Here is a 23,308-nt window from a genome sequence, read left to right on the forward strand (position 1 = left end):
CAGAGCTCAGGAGGAGAGAGCGATGAAAATGAAATTGGCAACGATCGTCTGCACGGCTGCGGCGATCATGGCATCGACGGCAATTGCACATGCGCAGACGGTTCTGAAATGGGCCCATGTCTACGAAACCTCGGAACCCTTCCACACGGAATCGGTCTGGGCCGCCGGCGAGATCAACAAGCGTACCAATGGCCGCTACAAGATCGACGTTTTCCCGGCTTCGCAGCTCGGCAAGGAAGCCGACATCAATCAGGGCCTGAAGCTCGGCACCGTCGATATCATCATCTCCGGCTCAAGCTTCGCCGCCCGCGACTACAAGCCGATCGGCGTCACCTATTTCCCCTATATCTTCCGCAGCCCGGAACACCTGATCGCCTATACCAAGAGCGACGTCTTCAAACGCCTCGCCAAGGGCTACGAGGACAAGACCGGCAACCACATTGCCGCCGTCAGCTACTACGGCACCCGCCACACGACCTCCAACAAGCCGATTGCCAAATGCGCCGACATGGCGGGGTTGAAGATCCGCGTGCCCGATGTGCCGGCCTATCTTGCCATGCCGCGCGCCTGCGGCGCCAACACGACGCCGATCGCATTCGCGGAAGTTTATCTGGCGCTCCAGAACGGCACGGTCGAGGCCCAGGAGAACCCGCTGACGACGATCGAGGCGAAGAAGTTCTATGAGGTTCAGAAGAACATCATCCTGACCGGCCACATCGTCGACCACCTCAACACGGTGGTCTCGAAGACACTGTGGGCGAGCCTTTCGGACGAAGACAAGAAGATCTTCGGTGACGTCATGCAGGAAGCCGCCGAGCGCACCACCAAGACGATCGAAGGCAAGGAAAACAGCCTGATCGCTACCTTCAAGGAGAAGGGTCTGAACGTCGCCGAGATCGACAAGGCCGATTTCGAGAAGACGGTCATGGACAAGGTGAAGTTCGAGGACTTCGGCTACGACAAGGCCGATTGGGAAGCGATCCGCGCGATTCAGTAAAGCCCGCGGCGCGGCGTCTCCGGACGCCGCGTCCATTCTTTCCGCAGGGGATCAACGCCGCTCATGACGCAAGAAATTCACACGCAGGTGACCGCCGAAGAGATCGGTCAGGAATTCGAAGGCCACGCGCCGACCGCCAACATTTCCGACTATGCCATCGAAGACTGGATCACGCTGATCGTCTTCTGGCTGATGGCGGGCTGTGTCTTCCTGCAGTTCTTCACCCGCTATGTGCTGAACGACAGCTACGCCTGGACCGAGGAAATTGCCATCAACTGCCTGATTGGCGTCGTTTTCCTTGGCGCGATCATGTGCGTGCGCACCTCGCGCCACATTCAGGTGGACGTCTTCTATCACTATATGCCGGCACGCCTGGCCCGCGTCCTCGCGACTGTCGTCGATATCGTCCGCATCGGCTTCTTCGCTTACGCCTGCCACCTGATGTGGCGCTATGTGGACGTTGTCGCCGACGAGCAGATGGTCACCATCGATCTGCCCCGCAACATCGTCTTCTACAGCGTGCTCGTCGCCTTCGTGCTGATGCTGATCCGTGCGGTGATCGTCTTCATCGCCAACATGCGCCGCGGCTACTCGGTTCTCGAGCGCCCCGAAGAATTCCAGACCGTCGAGGGTTGATCCAATGCTGCTGCTTCTTGGCTCTTTTCTGGTGCTGATGCTGATCGGCGTGCCCGTTGCTATCGCGATGGCCGTCGCCTCGGTGCTTTACATTGTTCTCTACGGTGTTGCGCCCGATATCATCGTGGCGCAGCGGATGATCGCCGGCGTCGAAAGTTTCCCGCTGCTCGCCGTGCCCTTCTTCATCCTCGCCGGCAATCTGATGAACTCGGCAGGCGTGACCGGCCGCATTTATTCCTTCGCGGTGGCCCTCGTCGGCTGGATGAAGGGCGGTTTGGCGCAGGTCAATATCATCGGTTCGGTGATCTTTTCCGGCATGTCCGGCACTGCTCTCGCCGATGCCGCCGGTATCGGCACCATCGAGATCAAGGCGATGAAGGACCACGGCTACCCGGTTGAAGCTGCTGTCGGCGTCACAGCCGCCTCGGCGACGCTCGGCCCGATCTTCCCGCCGTCGCTTCCCTTCGTCATCTACGGCATGATGGCGAATGTTTCTATCGGCGCGCTGTTCATGGCCGGCATTCTGCCGGGCATCGTCATGACGCTGCTGATGATGGTCACCGTTGCCGGTTTCGCCTATGTCAAACGCTGGGGTTCGGACGCGCCGTTCGACGTCAAACAGCTGCTTTCGGCCGGTATGGAAATCGTCGTGGTTCTCTTGGTGCCGCTGTCGATCTATCTGATGATGCTTGCCGGACTATCGATGAATGCCGCTGCCGGTATCGCGCTCTCGACGCTGCTCGGGCTCGACTGGTATTTCGGCTTCTCCGCCGTCATGGCGCTGATGACCCCCGTCATCCTGATCGGCGGCATGACGATGGGCTGGTTCACGCCGACAGAAGCGGCCGTCGCGGCCGTTCTCTGGTCGCTTTTCCTCGGCCTGGTGCGCTACCGGACGATGACATTCTCGACACTGGCGAAGGCAAGCTTCGATACGATCGAGACCACGGCTTCGGTGCTCTTCATCGTCACGGCCGCCTCGGTCTTCGCCTGGCTTCTGACCGTCAGTCAGGCGGCGCAGCTGCTGTCGGACGCGATCCTGTCGATCACCGACAACAAGTGGGTGTTCCTGATCCTGGTCAACTTGCTGATGCTCTTCGTCGGCTGCTTCCTCGATACGATCGCGGCGATCACCATTCTGGTGCCGATCCTGCTGCCGATTGTTGCCAAGTTCGGGATCGATCCGGTGCAGTTTGGCCTGATCATGACGTTGAACTTGATGATCGGGCTGCTGCATCCGCCGCTCGGCATGGTGCTGTTCGTGCTCTCGCGCGTGGCCAAGCTCTCGGTGGAGCGGACGACGATCGCCATTCTGCCATGGCTGGTGCCGCTCTTCGTCGCATTGATCTTGATCACCTTTGTGCCGTCTATATCTCTCTGGCTGCCGCAGCAGCTTGGCCTGTTGCGCTAGGAGGATGGGAATGCAGACGCGTCTGGCACGGCTTTATGCCAAGGGTGACTTGAGGATCGAGGCGGCTGAGGTTCTTGAACCCGGACCGGGAGAGGTTTTGCTGAAGATGGCGGCCGCAGGTATCTGCGGCTCCGACTTGCATTATTATCAGGACGGTGGCTTCGGCCCCGTCAGGGTTCGCGAGCCGATCATTCCGGGACATGAAGCGGCGGGGATTGTCGAAAAGGCGGGCGAGGGTGTTCCCCTGAAGGCGGGTACGCTCGTCGCGGTCAATCCGAGCCAACCCTGCGGCCATTGCGAATATTGCCAGAAGGGCATGCCGATCCATTGCCTGGAAATGCGCTTCATGGGCAGTGCCATGCGGCTGCCGCACGAGCAGGGGATGTTCCGCGAGTGGCTGGTGGTTCCCGCCAAGCAGTGCTTCGAAGCCGGGCCGGAAACAAGTGCGGCGGAGGCTGCCTGCAGCGAACCCTTGTCTGTCTGCCTGCATGCCGCCTCGCGGGCGGGAGAGATCAGGGGCAAGCGGGTTCTGGTCACCGGCGCCGGGCCGATCGGCTCCTTGATGGTTGCCGTTGTCAAACATCATGGCGCGGCGGAGATCGTCGTCACCGACCTTGCGGATGCCGCGCTGGAGCGTGCTGTGGCGATGGGTGCAACGCGTGCGGTCAATGTCTCCCAGGGCGCCGGGGCACTCGCGGAATTCGAGGCCGGCAAGGGCTATTTCGATCTCGTCTTCGAATGCTCCGCGGCAGCCCCGGCGATCCGCGGCGCGATCGCGACGGTGAAGCCGCGCGGGACGATCGTGCAGGTGGGTGTATCGGGCGAAGTTCCGGTGCCGCTCAATGCCATCGTTGCCAAGGAGCTGCATATCCACGGAACGCAGCGGTTCCACGAGGAATTCGCGACCGCCGTCGCGCTGATCTCAAGCCGGGCGATCGATGTCCGCCCGATCATCAGCCACAGCCTGCCGCTTGCGCAGGCAGATGCTGCCTTCCTGCTGGCGGGCGACAGGAGCGCCGCCTGCAAGGTGCAGCTGACCTTTTAGACGGGTAGCGCAACACCCAGCCGTTCGGCATGAGGCTTCAGTGAGTCCATGATGCCCGGAAACAGCACGACGCCGTCCTCGAGCGCCTTGCGCTTGCGGGCAAGGCCATTCTCGCCGGGAAGGCGCACACGCGCCACGCCGGGGCGGGGCGGATTGCTGTGGCAGGCGTCAACGAGCCAACCGGTCTGGCGCAGGAAGGCGTCACGGCCGCCGAAGGCATCGGGATCGAAGACCTGAACGGTGACCGCCGCATTGGTGCCCTTCGGCTGATCGACGCGGCCATAGCCGGCGAGGCCCTGGGTAAAGGCTTCGACATGCAGCGCCATGCCATACCCCTTCTGGCCGTGGTCGAGACCGCCGGTTGGAAGAAGCGTGCCGCCGCGCTCGATGACACGTGGGTCACGGCTCGGATTGCCGTTCTCGTCGAGCAGCCAGTCGTGCTCGTATTGCCTGCCTTCGCGAACCAGGCGCTGGGCCATGTTCACCGTGGTGATCGAGGCGCTGATATCGATGAGAATGGGATCGCCGGGTGTCGGGATGCCGTGGGCGACCGGGTTCGGCGTATAGACGCCCTTGGTGCCGCCGAAGGGGGCGACTTGCGCGCCCGAAGGGCTGGAACTGGCGATGCTGACCATGTAGCCGCGGTCTGTGGCGAGCGTCAGGTAGGCGGCGAGGCAGCCGATATGATGGCTGTCGGCAATCGTCACGGTGGCCGTTCCATATTGCGCGGCGCGATTGCTGGCGAGCTTGACGGCTTCGGACGTCAGCCAGGCGCCGGGCAGGCGCTTGCCCTTCCAAGCAATGGCCGGACCGCGATCCGAGATGACATCGGGGGCGCCCGAAACCGTCATCACACCGTCGGCAACGCTCTGCAGATACCAGCCTGCAAGCGCCAGACCGTGTGTCGTATGGCCGAGCAGGTCGGCTTCGACAAGAAATCGCGAGACGGCGTCCGCCTTGTCATCCTCAAGACCAGCCGCCGAGAACAGCGACGTTGCGAAGGCGCGCAGTGCCTCCGCCGGATAGCGTTTGTCTGTCGTATCGGCCATGTCAGCCTCCGTTGGTGTTCAGCGGGCGAGGAAGCGCGGATGCAGGGTCTCGCCGCGCAAGGTCGCCAACACATGTTCGGCCGCGATGACCGACATGGCGCGCTTGGCGTCGAGCGTGACGCCGGCGACATGCGGCGTGACGATGGTGTTCGGCAGCGAGAAAAGCGGGTTGTCCTTATCCGGCGGCTCGACGGCAAAACTATCGAGTCCGGCTCCTGCGAGGTGGCCGCTTTTCAACGCCGCAATCAGTGCCGCTTCGTCGACGACTTCGCCGCGCGCCGTATTCACGAGGTAAGCGCCGCGCTTCATCAGGCCGAGCCGTCTGGAGTCGATCAGGTCGCGCGTCTCAGGCGTCAGAGGGCAGTGCAGGCTGACGATGTCGGCGTTTGCCAGCAGTTTGTCGAGATCGGTCTCGCGGGTGACGTCTTCGAAGGCTTCGGCAGGCGTATGCGGATCGAAGGCGGAAATTTCCATGCCGAGCGCCTTCGCCATCTTGCCCAGCGTCTGGCCGATAAAGCCGAAGCCGACGATGCCGAGGCGCTGGCCGCGCAGCTCGCGGCCCTGATACTGGCCCTTGTCCCAAGTGCCATCGCGGATCAGCGCATCCTGCCGGGAAAAATCCTTCACCAGCGCCATGATAAGCGCCAGCGCGTGCTCGGCGACAGAAATGCCATTGCTGCCTGTCGTCATCGAAACGGGAATGCCGAGCTCGGCGGCCGCCTTGACGTCGATATCGTTGGTGCCGACGCCGTGTTTGGCGATATGGCGGAGGTTGCCGCCTGATGTCATTTCTTCGGGGCCGAGGACATCGGCAAGCAGGCGGATGATGGCACCCTGGGGCTGGTGCTCCTTCATCAGGGCAATCACCGTAGCGCGGTCGATATAGGGCTTGGTCTGGACGACCTTGACGCCTTCCTTCTCCAGGACTTCGCGCCCTTCGGGCGCAAGTTCTCCTCCGAGAACGAGAACGGTTCTCTGCATGCCTGCCTCCTCATTTCCTCCCGGAAAGCGGCGCAGTCTGCGCCGCCGGGTGCTACGCCGCCTTGCGCGGCGAGCGCGCCATCAGCCGGGCATAAGCGATGGCCGAGAGCATGTTGACGTGATTGGCCTTGCCGGTTCCGGCAATGTCGAAGGCCGTGCCGTGATCGACCGAGACGCGGTCGATCGGCAGCCCGAGCGATACGTTGACGGCGGTCTCGAAGGCGACGAGCTTGATCGGGATATGGCCCTGATCGTGATACTGGGCGATGACCAGATCGAAAGCGCCGTTATAGGCGCGGGCGAATACGGTATCGGCCGAGATCGGGCCAACGACATCGATGCCCTTGGCCTGCGCCAGCTCGACCGCTGGGGCCAGGAATTCGCTGTCCTCGGTGCCGAAGAGGCCGTTTTCGCCGCAGTGCGGATTGATGCCGGCGACGGCGATCCGCGGCTTCATCCCGAGACGCATGAAGTGATTATGGCCAGCCTGGATCGTCGCCAGCACGCGCTCCGTCTTGGCGCGCTCGATGGCGCCGCGCAGCGAGACGTGGGTGGAGACGTGAATGGTGTTCAGCCGCTCTGAGGCGAGCAGCATGAAGGAGCTCTTCGAGCCCGTCAGATGCGCGAGCAGGCCGGTATGGCCATCGAAATGATGACCGGCAAGATTCATCGCTTCCTTGTTGATCGGCGCGGTGACGATGACGTCGGCTTCGCCCGACATGGCGAGATCGACGGCGCGGCTGATGTATTTCACCGAGGCATCGCCTGCAACCGGGCTGACCTTGCCGATTTCAGGCAGTGGCGCGCCAAGCTCCACTTCGTCGACGGCGATCGTCGAGCCGTCTTCCGAGGCAGTGGGTCCGAAGCGCAGGCTGGTGCCGGTGGCGCAGTCGGCGCGAACGAGCGCTTCCGTATTGCCGACGATGACGAAATCCTTACGCTCGCCAGCCGGCATTGCCGCCAGCGCCTTGACGATCACTTCAGGGCCAACACCAGCGGGATCACCGAGCGTTACCGCCACTTTTGCATTCTTCGTCATCGTCAAATTCCCTTAAAAAGCAGCCTGGTAGATGGCGCGGATATCGTCACGCGCGAGTTCGCGGGGATTATTGTCGAGCAGGCGGCGGATCGCAAAGGCATCGTCCGCCATGGCATCGAGATCATCGGAGGGAACGCCAAGGCCCGAGAGCTTCATCTCGATGCCGAGATCGGCGCAGAAGGCATAGGCCGCATCGAAGACCGAGCTGACGTCATCGGATGTCTGGTGGCCGAGGGCGGCCATCACGGCGCGGGTCTTTTCCGGAACGGAAGGCGTGTTGAAGGCCAGCACATGCGGGAAGATCAGCGCGTTGGCGGCGCCATGCGCCACATGCCAGCGGGTGCCGAGCGGATAGGCCAGTGCATGCCCACCGGCGGTATTGACCGGACCGAGGCAGAAGCCGCCATAGAGCGAGGCAAGCGACAGACCGGCACGCGCTTCGGCATCGGCACCATCCTTGACGGCGCGGGCAAGATACTTGCCGACGAGGCGGGCGCCTTCTATCGCATAAATATCGATCATCGGATGGGCCTTGCGATTGGTGAAGGCCTCAACGCAATGAGCCATGGCATCGACACCCGTTGCAGCCGTCGTGCGGGCGGGAACGGTAAAGGTCAGACCGGGATCGATGACCGCGATATCGGCCAGCATGTAAAGGCTTTCGACGGCAAGCTTCACCTGCGTCGCGGGATCGGTGACGAGGGCGCGGGTGCCAGCCTCGCTGCCGGTTCCGGATGTCGTCGGAACCTGCGCCAGCGCCACCTTGCGCGGGCCGGTCACTTTGTGGGGGCCGACGACCTCGCGCAGCGTTTGCGGCGAACCGGCGAGAACGGCGGCGAGCTTGGCAAGATCCATGGCGCTGCCACCGCCGAAACCGACGATCAGCTCGGCATTGGCCGCATTCGCGGCGGCCAGCACCTTGTCGAGATTGGCAATGTCGGGCTCGGGAGTGACATCGGCGAACACGGAGACGTGGCCCGGCAGTTCCAACACATCGACACGCGACGCGTTGAACGCATCGGAGATGACGAGCGTGCGCGTATAGCCCTTGCTTTCCGCCCACTTGCCGAGCTTGTCGGCGGTGCCGACGCCAAACTCGATGACTTCAGGCCTGACAACCGTGATGGGCGAATCCAGACTGACCATGAACACGGCTCCTCCATAAATGCGGCCAAAGCCGTTATTGATGTAAAGTTGTTATATCAACTTCACGTTTCTGGCAATAAGCGAGGCGATGGTTTTTCAGCAGTTTTGCGGAAACGTTCTGAAGCGCATCCGATAAAATCGAGAAAATAGCCTATAAATCAGGATGTTGATGGCTTTCATCTTGTGCCGTCAACTGTGATGTCGCAAATCCAAGCTATGCCCGGCAGCTGCGAAATCACTTGTAAATAGACGAGTCGATCCCGCGTCAAAGCGCGCGGAATCGGCCGACTTGATCCTTCATACGGCTACATCGCTTGGCAGGCGAACATATTTGATCGCCCGGCGATAATAGGTGTAGGCGATGTGCAATGCTCCATCCGGCCCCTCGGTGATCGACGGATAGGAGAATTCGCGGTTGAGCGAGTCCTTAGAGTTGTTGCTGAGGCAATAGCCGTCGCCGGTATCGAGATCGATATGGCTATCGAAGCTCTTGCCGCTATTGGTGGAGATTGCCAGGCTGAGCGGTGCGCGCGGAACACCCCACACGGCCTTTCGCCTTGTTTCTGCTGCGCTTTCTGTGGCTTTCGCCTCGCCCTTATCGCTTTCGATCTCGTCGTAGAGCGACTCGCGGCGCGCATCCGATGTCTCGGCATTGCTGTGGTTGTAAACCATCGCAATCCGCCCGTCCGCCAGCTTGGTTGCCTGGATCGACGAGTTGTTGTTCGGCAGGTTGACCGGCTTCGGCGCCGACCAGCTCTCGCCATTGTCATCCGATTCCGAGGAGAGAACATGTTCGGAAAAACGGTTGCGGAAGAAAGCGACCATTTTACTTCCGTTGAGCGGAATGATGTTCATGTGGACGGCGCCGAGGCTGTCGGGCACGTCGATCATCGTCCAGCTCTCGCCCTGATCGCGCGATACGAGAACGCCTGCCGTGTCTGCATCGCCGCTCCAGCGCTGGCCGGGCAGGCTCACACAGCGGAATGCCGGCAGAAGCCAGGTTCCCGCGGAGTTGACGATGACAGGCTGGCGAACGAAGGTGCCGGGCAGATCGCAGAGAACACGGACGGATCCGAACGTCTTGCAACCATCTTCGGAGATGCGGCACTTTACAATTGACCCATCCTGGTCACCAGATGTCTGTGACGTGTAAAGCAGCCAGACGTTTCCGTCGGGGGCCTTGAAAATCAGCGGATTCTGCTCGGATTTTGCCGGATCGTCGGAGAGCTTTTCGGCTTCCGACCATTGATCCGACCCCGGCGCGAGGCGCGACATGTAAACGGAAATGTCGCCCATTCCCTCCATCGTTCCGCCGAACCAGACGCAGGTCAGCGTGCCATCGGCCAGAAAGGCCAGGTTGGCGGCATGGTTCTGGATGCAGGGTGACGGCAGGTAGGCGTCGGCCCGGCCGGGCTGCGCCGGATTGGGGCCGATTTTCCCGTTCATCAGCGCCGGAACGGCTTCCGGCGGCAGCGCGGTAAAGCTCATGACATCCTCCTCACGGCAGCTGCGCGTAACCTTCGGAAAGGGCGGCATAGTCGGCGTCGCTGAGGGCGACGAGCGGCGGGCGGGTGCGCTTCCAGGCGGCATTGCCGGTCTTCAGGCCGACCATCGCCTTGATCGTCGGGATCTGGACGTAGGAGTTGGAGAGCGTACGGTAGGCATTGATGCGGGCCTGGGCCTTCTCGACCTTGTCTGCCTGCGCTTCGTCATGGACGTGATCGTAAACGGCGCGCAGCGAGTCGGCGACGAGGTTGGAGGTCGCCGTGATGCAGCCGGCGCCGCCGGCCTTGAGGAGCGGCAGCAGCAGCGGATCGGCGCCGCAGAGAACCGAAAAATCCGGATAGGCGGCGATGATCGCCTGCATGTTGTTGAAATCGCCTGCAGATTCCTTGATGCCGACGACCGTGTCAGGGAAAGCCTCGATCAGGCGGCCGATCAGCGGAACGGACAGCGGAATGCCGGAGACCTGCGGGATGTGATAAAGGATCACCTGCAGGCGGCTGTCGTTGATGCCTTCGAAAATCGCCGAATAGGCGTTGAAGAGACCGTCGTCGGTCACGCCCTTGTAGTAGAAGGGCGGCAGCATCACGACGTTGGTGACGCCAAGCGAAAGCGCATGCTTTGTCAGCTCGATCGTTTCGGGAATGGCGGCAACGCCGGTGCCCGGAAGGAGCTTGTCAGGCGAGATGCCGGCCTTCAGCGCGGCTTCGAGCAGCATCCGGCGCTCGGCAATCGAAAAGGAGTTCGCTTCGCCTGTCGTGCCGAGCAGGGCAACGCCGTGGCAGCCTTCATCAAGCAGGCGCTTGCAATGCTCGGTGAAGAGCGCAACGTCGGGGCTGCCGTCGGCGTTCAAGGGCGTGGTGGCGGCGCTGAAAACGCCGGTGATCTTGTGATTGCTCAAAGCATCCTCCTCTGCAGCGTGATGCTGCTCCTGGCACTTGCCGTGCGTGACTTTTCCTCGAAATGATAAGTTGTTGTCAATCTTACAAGCTGCGTCAGAATGACGTTGGTATTTTATCTATATGAAATTAAATGATAAAAATTTTTTGCGTGGATTTGAAAGTTGAAAACGGCAAATTTGGATTGACAGATTTACATTATCGCGCAAATCTCAGGGGCATTGTAAGGCGTCCGGCTCGGGGAGGGTTTTCGAGTACGCGCTGTTTTGCCCATGGGAGGAATGTATGACAGACCGCAATGACAAGAATGCTTCCACGGTTTCGCGCCGCGACGCGCTGAAGCTCGGTCTCGCCGCCGGCGTCGGCTTCACGCTGTTTGGCATGAGCGCCCGCATCGTCATGGCTGACGACGGCCAGGTGCTGAAGGCCATCAATCCGGCCTTCGATCAGGACTGGTCGCCGCTGCGCGGCGGTGGCCGTACGTTCCGCTGGAATTCATTCTGGTGGGCCTCGCCGATGTATTTCGACGCCGAAGGCAAGCTCAATCCCTACGTCTTCACCAGCTGGGAATCCCCGGACAAGAAGGTCTGGACCTTCAAGATCGATCCGAAGGCTGTGTTCTCCGACGGCAGCAAGATCACCGCGGCCGACGTCAAGGGCTCCTGGGAAGTCGCTTCCCGCCCGAACACCAAGAGCCAGCGCGCCGATCAGGTCATGGGCAAGGTTGACGGTTACAAGGACGTCGCCGGCGGTTCGGCCACCGAGATCTCGGGCGTTGCCACGCCTGACGAAGGTACCGTCGTCGTCACGCTGACGGAAGCCGACCCGATCTTCTTCATGCGCCTTGCCAACCACATCATCCCGATCACCAAGGCTTCGCAGTCCAAGGGCAGCGATGGCGAGGAAGTGGCTGACTGGTACAAGCCCGACAACAGCGCCGTCTATTCCGGCCCGTTCAAGCTGACCGCGCTCGATATCGACGCTGGCACGCTGACCTTCGAGCCGAACGAGAACTTCTTCGGCACCAAGCCGAAGCTTGCCCGCATCGAGATCGCCTCGATCGAAGACAACGTCACGGCAACGCAGCTCATCAAGTCGGGCGAATACAATGCCCATACCGAGCTGGTCACCTCGACCATCATCCAGGACCTCGGCCCGGAATTCTCCGCCGGCCCGATCATCCCGACCAGCCAGCACTTCTGGTTCAACGTCAAGCGCGCGCCGATGGACGATCCGAAGGTTCGCCAGGCGCTGATCATGGCGATCGACCGCGACGGTCTCTTCAAGGCATCCTATCCGGATGGCCCGCACAAGAAGGCCGATCAGATCCTGAACTCGGTCCCGGGTGCCGACAATTCCGGCTTCGAGCCCTATCCCTACGATCCTGAGGGCGCCAAGAAGCTGCTCGCCGAATCCAGCTACGGCGGTCCCGATCGCCTGCCGAAGATCATGTTCGTCGGCATCTCGGCTCCGGCCATTCAGGCAGCTGCCCAGTTCATTGCTGAGCAGTGGCGCCAGAACCTCGGCATCACCGCCGTCGATATGAAGCCGCAGCAGGACTCCTATGCCGGTCCGGACCAGAACTCGGTCCAGATCTTCCGCGACGACGTCGGCACCCGCGTTCCGGATGCCGTGTCCTATCTCTCGGGCTGCATCGCCTCCACGTCGTCCAACGCCCAGAACAAGCTCGGCGGTTACAAGAACGACAAGGTGGATGCGGCTCTCGCAGAAGCGGCCACCAAGGCTGCTGACGATCCTGATCGCATCAAGCTCGCCCAGGATGCCCAGAAGGCATTCCGTGACGATTGGGCGTTCATTCCGTGGTATTCTCAGGCCATGTCCCGCTGGGCAACCAAGGACGTCAAGGGCATGGAGAAGAACCTCGACTGGCAGGTCGTCGCTCCCTGGGACGTATCGGTTGGCTGATTGAGACGGCAAAGCCGGTCTCTCCAGCCCCCAAGCAACCGCGCGAAGGCCTCAGGGTCTTCGCGCAAGTTTCAAGAAAAGGTGCGGTCCGCGTCAGTTTGCGGAGAACGTTCCTGACAACAGGTGGGAGGTGGCCTTGCTTCGCTACGTGTTAACGCGATTTGCCATCTGGATTCCGTCGGTTCTCGTCGTCATGCTTGCCGTCTATGCGATGGCATTCTACGGCGCCGGCGATCCGATCAAGCTGATCTTTCTTCGTGCGCCAGGCGACGTCGCCTATAATCCGGAGCGCATCGAAGCCATCCGCGAAAGTGCTGGCCTCAACAAGCCCTTCATCGAGCAGTTCGGCTATTACATCTGGAACCTGCTGCATGGCCAGTTCGGCAATTCGCTGACCTCAGGCCGTTCGGTCTGGGCCATGGTCTCGGCTGCCGCGCCTGTGTCCTTCAAGCTGGCGCTCTGTTCCATCATCCTGACGGCGGTTGTTGCGATCCCGCTCGGGATGATCGCCGCGCTGAACCAGAATTCCCGCATCGACTACACGATCATCGGCTCGGCGCTGTTCCTCTGGGCGATCCCGGCCTATGTCGCCGGTCCGCTGCTGATGGTCGGCCTCATCGTGCTCCTGCCGATGATCAAGGTGCCCTATGGCTGGGGCGGCGTCTTCGACGTGCGCATCATCCTGCCGCTGATCGTCTTGTCCTTCCAGCCGATCGCGCTGATCGTGCGCCAGACACGCGCCGCCGTCATCGAGGTGCTGTCGGAAGATTTCGTCCGCACCGCCCGCGCCAAGGGCGTTCCTGAACTGGTCGTGGCGCTGAAGCATATTCTGCGGCCCGTCCTGACGCCCGTCGTCACCCAGCTCGGCCTCATCATGATCACCATCGTCAACGGCGCGATCTTCGTCGAGCTGGTCTTCGGTCTGCCCGGCCTTGGACGCCTGACCGTGCAGGCGCTGACCAACTCGGACTACCCCGTCATCCTCGCGATCACGCTGATCGGATCCTTCCTCGTCATGGTCTCGAACCTGCTTGTCGATGTGCTCTATCCGATGCTTGATCCGCGTGCCAACGACGCAAGAAGGAGCCGCTGACCATGTCCGCCATCCCTCTCTCGACAATCGAAACTGCCGATGAACCGCCGGTCAGCCTGTGGCGTGACGCCTGGTTCCGCCTGAAGCGCAACAAGCTTGCTGTTTTCGGCCTGGCTGTCGTCCTGATCCTGGCATTCGCCGCGATCTTCGGTCCCTATCTGACGCCTTACGACTACCTCAGCCAGGATCTGCAGGCGCGTAACGCCGCCCCGTCCATGGCGCATCTGTTCGGAACCGATGATCTCGGTCGCGATGTCTTCAGCCGCGTCGTCTTCGGCACGCGTACGGCGTTTCTCGTCGCCGTGGTCGTCACCTTCATCGCCGTGCTGATTGGCCTGACGCTCGGCGCGGTCGCGGGCTTCTTCGGCAATCCGTTCGACCGCGTCATCATGTGGCTGACTGATGTCACCATGTCGGTACCCAACCTGCTGCTCGTCGTCGTCATCAACGCATCGCTGAAGTCGCCGATCACCAACTGGATGGAGGCGCAGTATCAGGCGACCCTCAATCCCTTCTATCGCCAGACGATCTGGGTCGACTTCCTGCTGGTCTTCGGTTCGATGGCGTTGATTTCCTGGCCGCCCTATGCACGCCTCGTCCGCGCCCAGGTGCTGTCGATCCGCAGCCGGCCCTATATTACCGCCGCACAGGCACTCGGTCTTTCCAACTGGGTCATCATCAAGCGCTACGTGATCCCGAACGCGCTCGGTCCGCTGATCGTCTCGGTCAGCGCTGGTCTCGGCACCGCGATGGTTCTGGAAAGCGCGTTCTCGTTCCTCGGCGTCGGCGTCAACCCGCCGACCCCCAGCTGGGGCAACATGATCTCGGATGGTCTGCGCGTCTGGCAGCATTATCCGCATCTTCTTGCCGCTCCGGCGGCCGTGCTCGGCCTTGCCTCGGTTGCCTTCAGCTTCCTCGGCGACGGTCTCAACGACGCGCTCAACCCGCGGGGCAACAAGTGATGAACACGAAGACATCAGAACGCCTTCTCGACGTCCGCGATCTCACCGTCGAGATCGATGGCCGCAACGGCCCCGCCGTCGTCGTCGATGGCATCGATCTCTATGTCAACAAGGGCGAGACGCTCGGCGTCGTCGGCGAATCCGGTTGCGGCAAGAGCCTGACGATGCTCTCGCTCATGCGATTGCTGCCGAACAAGATCAAGGTCACCAAGGGCAGCGCCGCCTTCGATGGCCGCGACTTGCAGAAGATGTCGAATTCCGAACTGCGCAAGGTGCGCGGCGGCGATATCGGCTTCGTCTTCCAGGATCCGATGACCTCGCTGAACCCGGTCATGCGTGTTGGAGCGCAAATATGCGAGCCGCTGATCTATCATCGCAAGATGAGCAAGGCGGAGGCACGTACCCGCGCCATCGAACTGCTGCGGCTCGTCGGCATTCCCGGCCCGGAAGAGCGGCTGATGGCCTATCCGCACGAGCTTTCGGGCGGCATGCGCCAGCGCGTGATGATCGCCATCGGGTTGGCCTGCAATCCGAAGCTCCTGATCGCCGACGAGCCGACGACGGCGCTCGACGTCACCATCCAGGCCCAGATCGTCGATCTGGTGAAGGATCTGCGCGCCAAGCTCGGCATGTCTGTCGTCTGGATCACCCACGATCTGGCGCTGATCGCCGGTCTGGTCGATCGCGTTGCCGTGCTTTATGCCGGCACCGTTGTCGAAGACGCGCCTGTCGACGAGCTCTATGCCCGTCCGAGCCATCCGTATACGCGCGGCCTTTTGGCCTCGATCCCGAAGCTCTCGGACGCGCCGACGAGTCGGCTTTCCTCGATCGGTGGAACGCCACCGGAGCCCGGCCGCCGCCCCAAGGGCTGCCCGTTTGCGCCGCGCTGTCCGCTGGCGGAAGCCATCTGCCACGAGCGGGTGCCGAAGCTCGAGCCCGTCGCCGGTGCCGGAAATCACCGCGCCGCATGCTTCGTCGTCCAGAAAATGCAGGAGGCTGCGTGATGGGTGCTCAACCGCTTCTGAAGGTCGAAAACCTCGTCAAGCATTTCCACGTCAAGCTCGGCGCCTTCGGCGACCGCTCGGCGACGGTTTATGCGCTCGACAATGTCAACCTCGACATCATGGAAGGTGAGACGCTGAGCCTCGTTGGAGAGTCCGGCTGCGGCAAGTCCACGACCGGTTTCACCATTCTCAACCTCTACAAGGCGACTTCGGGCCGCGTGGTCTATAAGGGCCAGGATCTGGCGACGCTCGACGAAAAGCAGATGCGGCCCTTCCGCCGCGACCTGCAGATCGTCTTCCAGGACCCGTATTCGACGCTCAACCCGCGCATGACCATCGGCGAGGCGATCGGCGAACCGATCCTCTTCCACAAGCTCTGCACCAAAGCTGAGCTGAAGGACAGGATCGCCGCGCTGCTGACCGATGTCGGCCTGCCGACCCGCTTTGCCCAGCGCTACCCGCACGAACTGTCCGGCGGCCAGCGCCAGCGCGTCGTCATTGCCCGCGCTCTCGCCTGCCAGCCGAAATTCATCGTCTGCGACGAGGCAATTTCGGCGCTCGACGTGTCGATCCAGGCGCAGATCATCAACCTGCTTCTCGACCTGCAGGACAAATACGGACTGACCTACCTCTTCATCGCCCACGACCTTGCCGTCGTGCGCCACATCAGCACCCGCGTCGGCGTCATGTATCTCGGCCGTCTGGCCGAGCTCGCGAGCCGCGAGGAGCTGTTCGACAACCCGCTCCATCCCTATACCAAGGCGCTGCTTTCCGCGGTTCCGGAAACCGATCCGGAGCATGAACGCACCCGTCAGCGGCAGATCCTGCAGGGTGATGTTCCGAGCCCGCTCAACCCGCCGTCTGGCTGCCGTTTCCACACGCGCTGCCCAGTGGCGATGGACGTCTGTTCGAAAGTCATTCCGGAATGGAAGGAAGCCAAACCAGGCCATCTGGTCGCCTGCCACGCCGTCAACACGGGACAGACTGCATGACGTTGAAAGCTGCCATCATTGCCGACGACCTGACGGGCGCGCTGGATACCGGCACGCCCTTCGTGGACGCCGGGCTTTCGGTGGCGGTGGCAATCGATGTCGAGACCGCCGATGAGGCGCTTGCCGCCGGAACGGATGTTGTGGTCATCAACACGGCGTCGCGGGCTTTGTCCGCGGACGAGGCGGCCGGACGTGTCCGGCTAGCTGCCAAGGCGCTGAGCGCCAGGCAACCCGGTATCGTGATGAAAAAGATCGACTCTCGGCTGAAGGGCAATGTCGCTGCGGAGTCCGCAGCTCTTGCGGACGCGCTCGGCCTTGCCAGGATCGTTGTCGCTCCTGCCATTCCCGATCAGGACCGGACCACCTATCGCGGCTTTGTCGTCGGCCGCGGCGTCGAAAAGCCGATCCCGGTTGCCGATCTCTTCGCCGGACGCGAACTGGACGTCTCGGTTGCCGACGCCGAAAGCGATTATGATCTCGACGATATCGTTCTCGCCAACGATTGGGCTTTGGTCCTGGGGGTCGGTGCACGCGGCCTCGGCTCGGCGCTTGCCCGAAAGCTTGGCCGGAGCGGTGGCCAGCCACTGCCGTTCGAGGCATCGCGCCGCACGCTCTTTGCCTTTGGTTCGCGTGACCCGATCACCTCGGCACAGATGAACCGGCTGGAAGCCTCCGGCACGCTGCGCGCCGCAATCGATGCGCCGATGGGCACCGTCGAATGCGGCGAGGGCCTTGCCCTTCCCGTGCTGCTCCGCTGCAGTGGCGAAATCTCGGGAGACGGCGCTGCCGTCGCCCGGCGTTTCGCCGGCGGCGTCAAGGCCGTCATCGACGACACCAAGCCCGACATGCTGATGGTCGGCGGCGGCGACACGGCGCTTGCGGTCTTTCGCGAACTCGGCATCCGCACATTGATGCCGAAGGGCGAGATCGAGGCTGGCGTGCCGTGGTTCGACGTTGCGGCTGCTGATGGACGGCATTTCCGGTGTGCGGTGAAATCCGGGGGCTTCGGCAATTCCGAGAGTCTGCTAAGACTGGTTCCACGGAATCAGGCGGCTTGAGCATGAGACCGACGGGGAGAATGGGCGTGGATGAAGCAAATGGCGCATCGCTGAATGCGGGGAACGGTCCGGCAGCAAAGCCGGAACGCGGCAAGGCCGTGAAGCTCGTCGATCGCGTCTTCGACCAGATCCTCGAGCGCATCCGCGCCGGCAACTATCCGCCGGATTCGCGCCTGCCTGGCGAACATGAACTCGCCTCGATGCTCGGCGTCTCGCGCCCGATCGTTCGCGATGCGCTGGCGAAGCTGCGCGAGCAGGGCACCGTTTATGCGCGCCAAGGCGCCGGCACCTTTGTCAGCGCCCACGGCTCGCCGACGACGCAGCTTGCCTACTCGCCGGTCAAGACGATCGCCGATATCCAGCGCTGCTATGAATTCCGCCTGACGATCGAGCCTGCGGCGGCCTATTTCGCGGCCAAGCGGCGCGATGAGCCGGCGATCCAGAAGATCGCCTCGGCGCTGTCGGATCTGCGCGAAGCGACGAGCCACCAGCTGCATCGCAGCGATGCGGATTTCGTCTTCCACCGCTGCGTCGCCGAGGCGGCAAACAATCACTATTACACTGCCTCGCTCGATGCGCTGAAGCCGCATATCGCGGTCGGCATGCATCTGCACGGCCTGTCGCTGCTCGGCCCGCGCCAGGGTCTCGAGCAGGTCTACGAAGAGCACAACGAAATCTACAGGGCTGTCGCCGAGGGGCGCGCCGACGATGCGCGGAACCTGATGCAGACCCACCTCGAAGGGTCGCGTGACCGCTTGTTCGAGGGCAGGGCGCTCGATCTGTCGTTCAAATAGCGCGTTTGCCGATATCGGCGATAGCGCAAGCCTCGCCGCCGCCGAAAATGCGCGAGCGGGTGAGGAAGCGTTTCTCGCGTCCATTGTCCAGCGAGAACATGCCCCCGCGTCCGGGTACAACGTCGATGATCAGTTGCGTGTGTTTCCACGCTTCGAACTGGCTGGCGCTGATATAGACCGGCACGCCGCCGATCTCGCCGAGCTTGACGTCGTTGTCGCCGATCATGAATTCGCTTGCGGGGTAGCACATCGGCGACGAGCCGTCGCAACAGCCGCCGGATTGGTGGAACAGGATATTCGGATGATCGGCACGGATTTCACCGATCAGTTCGAGAGCTGCGTCTGTGGCCAGCACGCGAGGCTCGCCTTCGATTGTTTCTTCCATTTGGTTCCTCCCGTGGTTGAGGAGAGGAAACCCCTCCCCAACCCCTCCCCACAAGGGGGAGGGGCTAGTCTGTTGCGCCCTTCCTGTCCGCAACACCGTCTCATCCGCATTGATGTTGCCGAAGAACGAGCGGGTGCCTCAAGGTAAGCCCCTCCCCCTTGTGGGGAGGGGTTGGGGAGGGGACTCTCCCTCCAAACGCTACTCTCAGAAGAACCCAAGCGACTTCGGGCTGTAGCTCACCAGCATGTTCTTGGTCTGCTGATAGTGATCGAGCATCATCTTGTGGGTCTCGCGGCCGATACCGGATTGCTTGTAGCCGCCGAAGGCCGCATGCGCCGGGTAGGCGTGGTAGCAATTCGTCCAGACGCGGCCGGCCTGGATTTCACGGCCGAAGCGGTAGGCGCGGTTGCCGTCGCGGGTCCAGACGCCGGCGCCGAGGCCATAGAGCGTGTCGTTGGCGATCTCCAGCGCTTCCTTCTCATCCTTGAAGGTCGTCACCGAGACCACCGGCCCGAAGATTTCCTCCTGGAAGATGCGCATCTTGTTGTGGCCCTTGAAGATCGTCGGCTTGACGTAGTAGCCGCTCGCAAGCTCGCCACCGAGATCGTTGCGGGCGCCGCCGGTCAGAACCTCGGCGCCTTCCTGGCGGCCGATATCGAGGTAGGCGAGGATCTTTTCCAGCTGCTCGCTCGATGCCTGAGCGCCGATCATCGTCGCGCTGTCCAACGGGTTGCCCTGCTTGATCGCTTCGACGCGCTTGACGGCCTTTTCCATGAAACGGTCATAGACGGATTCCTGGATGAGCGCGCGGCTCGGGCAGGTGCAGACCTCGCCCTGGTTCAGCGCAAACATTGCAAAGCCTTCGAGCGCCTTGTCGAGGAAGTCGTCATCCTCGGCCATCACATCGGCGAAGAAGATGTTGGGCGACTTGCCGCCGAGCTCAAGCGTCACCGGAATGAGGTTCTGGCTGGCATATTGCATGATCAGCCTGCCCGTAGAGGTTTCGCCGGTAAAGGCGATCTTGGCAATGCGCGGGCTGGTGGCGAGCGGCTTGCCGGCTTCGAGACCGAAACCGTTGACGATGTTGAGGACGCCGGGGGGCAGAAGATCGCCGATGATTTCCGCCCAGACGAGCAGCGATGCGGGCGTCTGTTCGGCCGGCTTGATGACGACGCAGTTGCCGGCGGCGAGCGCCGGAGCAAGCTTCCATGCGGCCATCAGGATCGGGAAGTTCCAGGGAATGATCTGGCCAACGACGCCGAGCGGTTCATGGAAATGATAGGCGACGGTGTCGTTGTCGATCTCGCCGATCGAGCCTTCCTGGGCGCGAATGCAGGATGCGAAATAGCGGAAGTGGTCGATTGCCAGCGGAATATCGGCGGCCATGGTTTCGCGGATCGGCTTGCCGTTGTCCCAGGTTTCGGCCTGTGCCAGAAGCTCCAGCTTGTCTTCCATGCGCTGGGCGATCTTCATCAGGATATTGGAGCGCTCGGCAGGCGCCGTTCTGCCCCACTTGTCCTTGGCGGCATGGGCCGCGTCGATCGCCGCGTTGATGTCCTTTTCGTCGGAGCGGGGGATTTCGCAGAGCTTGCCGCCGGTGACGGGCGTGATGTTGTCGAAATATTTCCCGCCGATCGGTTCGCGCCACTCGCCACCGATATAGTTGCCGTATTTCAGCTTGAACGGAGATTCGACGATCTTCTGATGCAGCATGTCATCCTCCCTTGATGATGCCAGGTTCGGGAACGAACCAGTGGAGGAAATCTGCGCGTCTTTTGGCTTTCGAAATACCCGCCCGGGGCAATGCCGCACTGCACACTGTCGCAGCGCTGCGACAGGCTTGAGAGCTCAGTGCAGGTTGAGCCGCTTCATCTTGCGGTGAAGCGTGGCGCGGCTCATGCCAAGATTGGCAGCGGCCTGCGAGACATTGCCGTTGGTGCGTGTCAGCGCCCGCATCAGCGCAGCGCGCTCCGCGTCCATCAGCGCCTCCTCGCCGTCGGCCGGGCGGCTTTCCTGCAGGGCATCGGCCGCGGGGATGCCGGCGGCGATCCGGCGGTCGTCGAGTTTCAGCGCCAGCCGGGCGGCACGCGTGGCGCCAAGCACCAGATCGTGACGGTCGACGGCAAGCAGGGCGGCAGCGGAATTGGAGCCTGAAGGCACCATCAGGAAACGGGAGCCTGCAAAGGCGCTGCGGAAGATATTGAGCTCGATACGCATCGCCGCGTCACGCACCGCCTGCGCCAGGATCGACAGGGTCATCTCGTTGACGTCGTCGCGGCAGGTGGAGATGTCGAGAGCGGCGGCCAGCTGGCCGCGATGGTCGCGGATCGGCGCGGTCGTGCAGCTGAGCTTGATGTTCGAAGAGAGGAAGTGCTGGTCGCGAAAGATCGAGACGGAGCGCTCGTCGGCCAGCGCCGTGCCGATGCCGTTCGTACCGACGCTCGCTTCTGTCCAGACCGAGCCGGTCCAGAGGCCGAGGTCGTTGAACTCCTTGTCGTCGGCACTGGCGCCGCGGCGCTCCAGTGCCACCCCTTCGCGGCAGGTCAGAAGCAGGCAGCAGCCTGCCTTGCCGACCGTCAGGAACAGCCGGTCGAGCTCATCGCTCGCGTCGCGGATCAGTTGTTCGGATTGTTCGCGGGCAAGCCGGAATTCCTGCTCGGTCAAGCGCAAGGGGGTGCGCTTCTCTTCCGGAGTCAGCTGATGCTTGTCCATGCAGCGGCGCCAGGAGGCAACGATCGGGGAGCTGGCTGCAGCAGAGTTCTGCTGCGCCCACGTGTAGACATGGTCGGCATGCGCTGTGGTTTCGTGCATCTGCTCCTCCCACGGAACGTAGACAGCAGTCTGGGGCAAATGCCGTCTCATTGCAATTCTGCTTAAGGAAGCAGCCTGTTCCATGTCTCAGGGGAACTGTCGCAGATCTGCGACAGTTCGCTGTTTCAGCTGGTCTTTGGCTGTGTGGCGGGCAGAAGCTTGCCGCGGGCAATCAGCCAGAGCGTGCCGATCGCGATCAGGCCGACCACGGCATTGACAGCGATGAAGATTACCACGGCCAGACCTTGGAGCGCCGCGTCGTCGCTATGGCTGGCAACGCGGATCGTGGCGGTGGCAAGGGCGGTCGCACCGAAGGTGAAGGCCCAGTAGGAACCAGCGAAGGGCTGCTCCATGATCCAGGGCAGGAGACGCAGCAGGATAGCCGCCTCCAGGATGGCGTAGCCGAGCATCGCATGAACCAGCATGTCGGGCGTCCCGCCGTTGACACTGAGATAGGCGACACTGCCGACCGCCGGAGGGGCGAGCTGGATACCCAGTGTCGGGCGCAGTTGCACGGCGAGTTCCGGCGCCGTCAGCAGGCGATGCAGCAACACCGAGTCGATCGCCAGCCAGGCGAAGAAGCCGGCGCCGAAGGCAAGCTGGCCGAGCTCATGGTGTCCGAGTGCACCGAGAACGATGGCGGAGACGAAGGAGCCGGCGACCGTCGGCAGATAAAGGACGGGTGTCGTGGCGGTCACATCACGGCCGCCCTGCCACAATCCTCCGGTCCGCCACAGGGCGAAGGCGAAGGTGAAGACGACGCCGACACCGAAGAGGAGTTCGGTCGCTGCCCGCGAATAGGGCAAGAGAGCGAGGCCAGCCAGCATGGTGGCGACACCGGCGAGGCCGACGAAGCAGCATTGAACGGCATGCTCCAGCTCGGCCAGTGCCTCGCTCCGGGCATTCAGCCATTTCAGGCCGTAGAGGACGCTGACGACGAGCCAGACGGCCACTGCCAGCAGGCTGAGGATCTCGCCCGGCGCGGCGGGCAAGCCCCAGACCGAGGCCGCCGCCCGCCAACTGTTGCCGAGCCCGGCAATGCCGAGAACCATGCCGAAGAAGGATGCCGGGACACGCGGCATCTGGAAACCGGCCCTTGCCGGCATGTCTGCAGCTTGCATTGCCATGACCTCGCTTCAACAGGGGAGCGGAAGGCGCGCGCCTTCCGCGTCGCAGAATGTACTTAACCGGCGATCGCCTCGGCGGCGTCGAGGACGCGGGCCGAATAGACCATGGCGGCGCCGGCATTGATAGCCACCGCAACACCGAGCGCCTCGGAGATTTCCTCCTTGGTCGCACCCTGCTTCAGGGCTTCCGTCGTGTGGACGGCAATACAGCCGTCACAACGCACCGTCACCGCAACGGCGAGCGCGATCAGTTCGCGCTGCTTGGCGTCAAGATAATTGGTCTTCTGCCCGGCCGTCGAGAGGGTCTGGTAACCCTTCACCGTCTCAGGCACGGTCTTGCCGAATTCGCCGATCCGGGCGATCAGCTGGCTGCGGTATTCTTTCCAGTTCAACATGGTCTTGCCTTTCCATCATCTTCAGCAGCGCCGTCGCTGTCTGTTGGGATGGAAT

At 62.4% G+C, this 23,308-nt stretch carries 22 protein-coding genes; 11 read left to right on the plus strand and 11 right to left on the minus strand.

Features of this window, described 5'->3' with window-relative positions; genetic code table 11:
* Nucleotides 1–22 precede the first annotated feature (22 nt).
* From J2X43_RS04610 to J2X43_RS04625, 4 genes are all read left to right on the plus strand, one after another.
* Complete coding sequence (locus J2X43_RS04610) at nt 23–997, plus strand: sialic acid TRAP transporter substrate-binding protein SiaP (protein WP_112446004.1); 975 nt, start codon at nt 23–25, stop codon at nt 995–997.
* A gap of 63 nt (nt 998–1,060) precedes the next feature.
* Nucleotides 1,061–1,633: a TRAP transporter small permease gene (locus J2X43_RS04615; protein WP_112388264.1), complete on the plus strand. Its 573-nt coding sequence runs from the start codon at nt 1,061–1,063 to the stop codon at nt 1,631–1,633.
* A 4-nt stretch (nt 1,634–1,637) separates the two neighbouring features.
* Nucleotides 1,638–3,044, plus strand: a complete 1,407-nt coding sequence (locus J2X43_RS04620; RefSeq protein WP_112388263.1) for a TRAP transporter large permease — start codon at nt 1,638–1,640, stop codon at nt 3,042–3,044.
* A 10-nt stretch (nt 3,045–3,054) separates the two neighbouring features.
* The gene (locus J2X43_RS04625) at nt 3,055–4,089 is read left to right on the plus strand and encodes an L-idonate 5-dehydrogenase (RefSeq protein WP_112388262.1); all 1,035 of its coding nucleotides are present in this window, start codon (nt 3,055–3,057) and stop codon (nt 4,087–4,089) included.
* Here the strand turns inward: J2X43_RS04625 and J2X43_RS04630 are convergent.
* The 6 genes from J2X43_RS04630 to J2X43_RS04655 all read right to left on the minus strand — a co-directional run bounded on the left by J2X43_RS04630 (nt 4,086) and on the right by J2X43_RS04655 (nt 10,708).
* Nucleotides 4,086–5,138 (minus strand): Ldh family oxidoreductase, encoded by a 1,053-nt coding sequence (locus J2X43_RS04630; protein ID WP_112388261.1) that lies wholly within the window; start codon nt 5,136–5,138, stop codon nt 4,086–4,088. The two genes, J2X43_RS04625 and J2X43_RS04630, sit on opposite strands and share 4 nt — an antisense overlap.
* 18 nt (nt 5,139–5,156) lie before the next feature.
* Entirely contained in the window at nt 5,157–6,119 is a 963-nt protein-coding gene (locus J2X43_RS04635) for a hydroxyacid dehydrogenase (protein ID WP_112388260.1), read from the minus strand.
* 52 nt (nt 6,120–6,171) lie between these two features.
* Nucleotides 6,172–7,158 (minus strand): 4-hydroxythreonine-4-phosphate dehydrogenase PdxA, encoded by a 987-nt coding sequence (gene pdxA, locus J2X43_RS04640; RefSeq protein ID WP_112538211.1) that lies wholly within the window; start codon nt 7,156–7,158, stop codon nt 6,172–6,174.
* A gap of 12 nt (nt 7,159–7,170) precedes the next feature.
* The gene (locus tag J2X43_RS04645) at nt 7,171–8,304 is read right to left on the minus strand and encodes an iron-containing alcohol dehydrogenase (RefSeq protein ID WP_112388258.1); all 1,134 of its coding nucleotides are present in this window, start codon (nt 8,302–8,304) and stop codon (nt 7,171–7,173) included.
* 297 nt (nt 8,305–8,601) lie between these two features.
* Nucleotides 8,602–9,792 (minus strand): exo-alpha-sialidase, encoded by a 1,191-nt coding sequence (locus J2X43_RS04650; protein ID WP_112388257.1) that lies wholly within the window; start codon nt 9,790–9,792, stop codon nt 8,602–8,604.
* A gap of 10 nt (nt 9,793–9,802) precedes the next feature.
* Nucleotides 9,803–10,708, minus strand: coding sequence for a dihydrodipicolinate synthase family protein (locus J2X43_RS04655; protein WP_112388256.1), 906 nt, complete (start codon nt 10,706–10,708; stop codon nt 9,803–9,805).
* Nucleotides 10,709–10,991: 283 nt separating this feature from the next.
* Between J2X43_RS04655 and J2X43_RS04660 the strand changes: the two genes are divergently transcribed.
* From J2X43_RS04660 to J2X43_RS04690, 7 genes are all read left to right on the plus strand, one after another.
* Complete coding sequence (locus J2X43_RS04660; protein ID WP_112388255.1) at nt 10,992–12,632, plus strand: ABC transporter substrate-binding protein; 1,641 nt, start codon at nt 10,992–10,994, stop codon at nt 12,630–12,632.
* A 136-nt stretch (nt 12,633–12,768) separates the two neighbouring features.
* Nucleotides 12,769–13,725, plus strand: coding sequence for an ABC transporter permease (locus J2X43_RS04665; protein ID WP_112388991.1), 957 nt, complete (start codon nt 12,769–12,771; stop codon nt 13,723–13,725).
* Nucleotides 13,726–13,727: 2 nt separating this feature from the next.
* Entirely contained in the window at nt 13,728–14,687 is a 960-nt protein-coding gene (locus J2X43_RS04670; RefSeq protein ID WP_112388254.1) for an ABC transporter permease, read from the plus strand.
* The gene (locus J2X43_RS04675) at nt 14,687–15,691 is read left to right on the plus strand and encodes an ABC transporter ATP-binding protein (RefSeq protein ID WP_112388253.1); all 1,005 of its coding nucleotides are present in this window, start codon (nt 14,687–14,689) and stop codon (nt 15,689–15,691) included. The genes J2X43_RS04670 and J2X43_RS04675 overlap by 1 nt, the downstream gene beginning before the upstream one ends.
* Nucleotides 15,691–16,683 carry an ABC transporter ATP-binding protein gene (locus J2X43_RS04680; RefSeq protein WP_112388252.1) on the plus strand — a complete coding sequence of 331 codons (993 nt, stop codon included), beginning with the start codon at nt 15,691–15,693 and terminating at the stop codon, nt 16,681–16,683. The genes J2X43_RS04675 and J2X43_RS04680 overlap by 1 nt, the downstream gene beginning before the upstream one ends.
* Entirely contained in the window at nt 16,680–17,741 is a 1,062-nt protein-coding gene (locus tag J2X43_RS04685; RefSeq protein WP_112388251.1) for a four-carbon acid sugar kinase family protein, read from the plus strand. The genes J2X43_RS04680 and J2X43_RS04685 overlap by 4 nt, the downstream gene beginning before the upstream one ends.
* A gap of 26 nt (nt 17,742–17,767) precedes the next feature.
* Nucleotides 17,768–18,535, plus strand: a complete 768-nt coding sequence (locus tag J2X43_RS04690) for a FadR/GntR family transcriptional regulator (RefSeq protein ID WP_310291159.1) — start codon at nt 17,768–17,770, stop codon at nt 18,533–18,535.
* Here the strand turns inward: J2X43_RS04690 and J2X43_RS04695 are convergent.
* The 5 genes from J2X43_RS04695 to J2X43_RS04715 form a co-directional block, all read right to left on the minus strand.
* On the minus strand, nt 18,528–18,920 hold the full coding sequence (locus J2X43_RS04695) for a DUF779 domain-containing protein (RefSeq protein ID WP_112388249.1): 393 nt from the start codon (nt 18,918–18,920) through the stop codon (nt 18,528–18,530). The genes J2X43_RS04690 and J2X43_RS04695 overlap by 8 nt on opposite strands.
* 204 nt (nt 18,921–19,124) lie before the next feature.
* A complete protein-coding gene (gene adh / locus J2X43_RS04700) occupies nt 19,125–20,633 on the minus strand; it encodes an aldehyde dehydrogenase (protein ID WP_112388248.1) in 1,509 nt (502 codons plus the stop codon).
* Between the two features lie 135 nt (nt 20,634–20,768).
* Nucleotides 20,769–21,731, minus strand: coding sequence for a helix-turn-helix domain-containing protein (locus J2X43_RS04705; protein WP_112388247.1), 963 nt, complete (start codon nt 21,729–21,731; stop codon nt 20,769–20,771).
* Between the two features lie 125 nt (nt 21,732–21,856).
* Complete coding sequence (tehA, locus tag J2X43_RS04710; protein ID WP_112388246.1) at nt 21,857–22,858, minus strand: dicarboxylate transporter/tellurite-resistance protein TehA; 1,002 nt, start codon at nt 22,856–22,858, stop codon at nt 21,857–21,859.
* Nucleotides 22,859–22,914: 56 nt separating this feature from the next.
* Nucleotides 22,915–23,253, minus strand: coding sequence for a carboxymuconolactone decarboxylase family protein (locus tag J2X43_RS04715; protein ID WP_112388245.1), 339 nt, complete (start codon nt 23,251–23,253; stop codon nt 22,915–22,917).
* Between the last annotated feature and the right edge of the window lie 55 nt (nt 23,254–23,308).

Source organism: Rhizobium sp. BE258 (assembly GCF_031457345.1).
Taxonomy (GTDB): Bacteria; Pseudomonadota; Alphaproteobacteria; order Rhizobiales; family Rhizobiaceae; genus Rhizobium.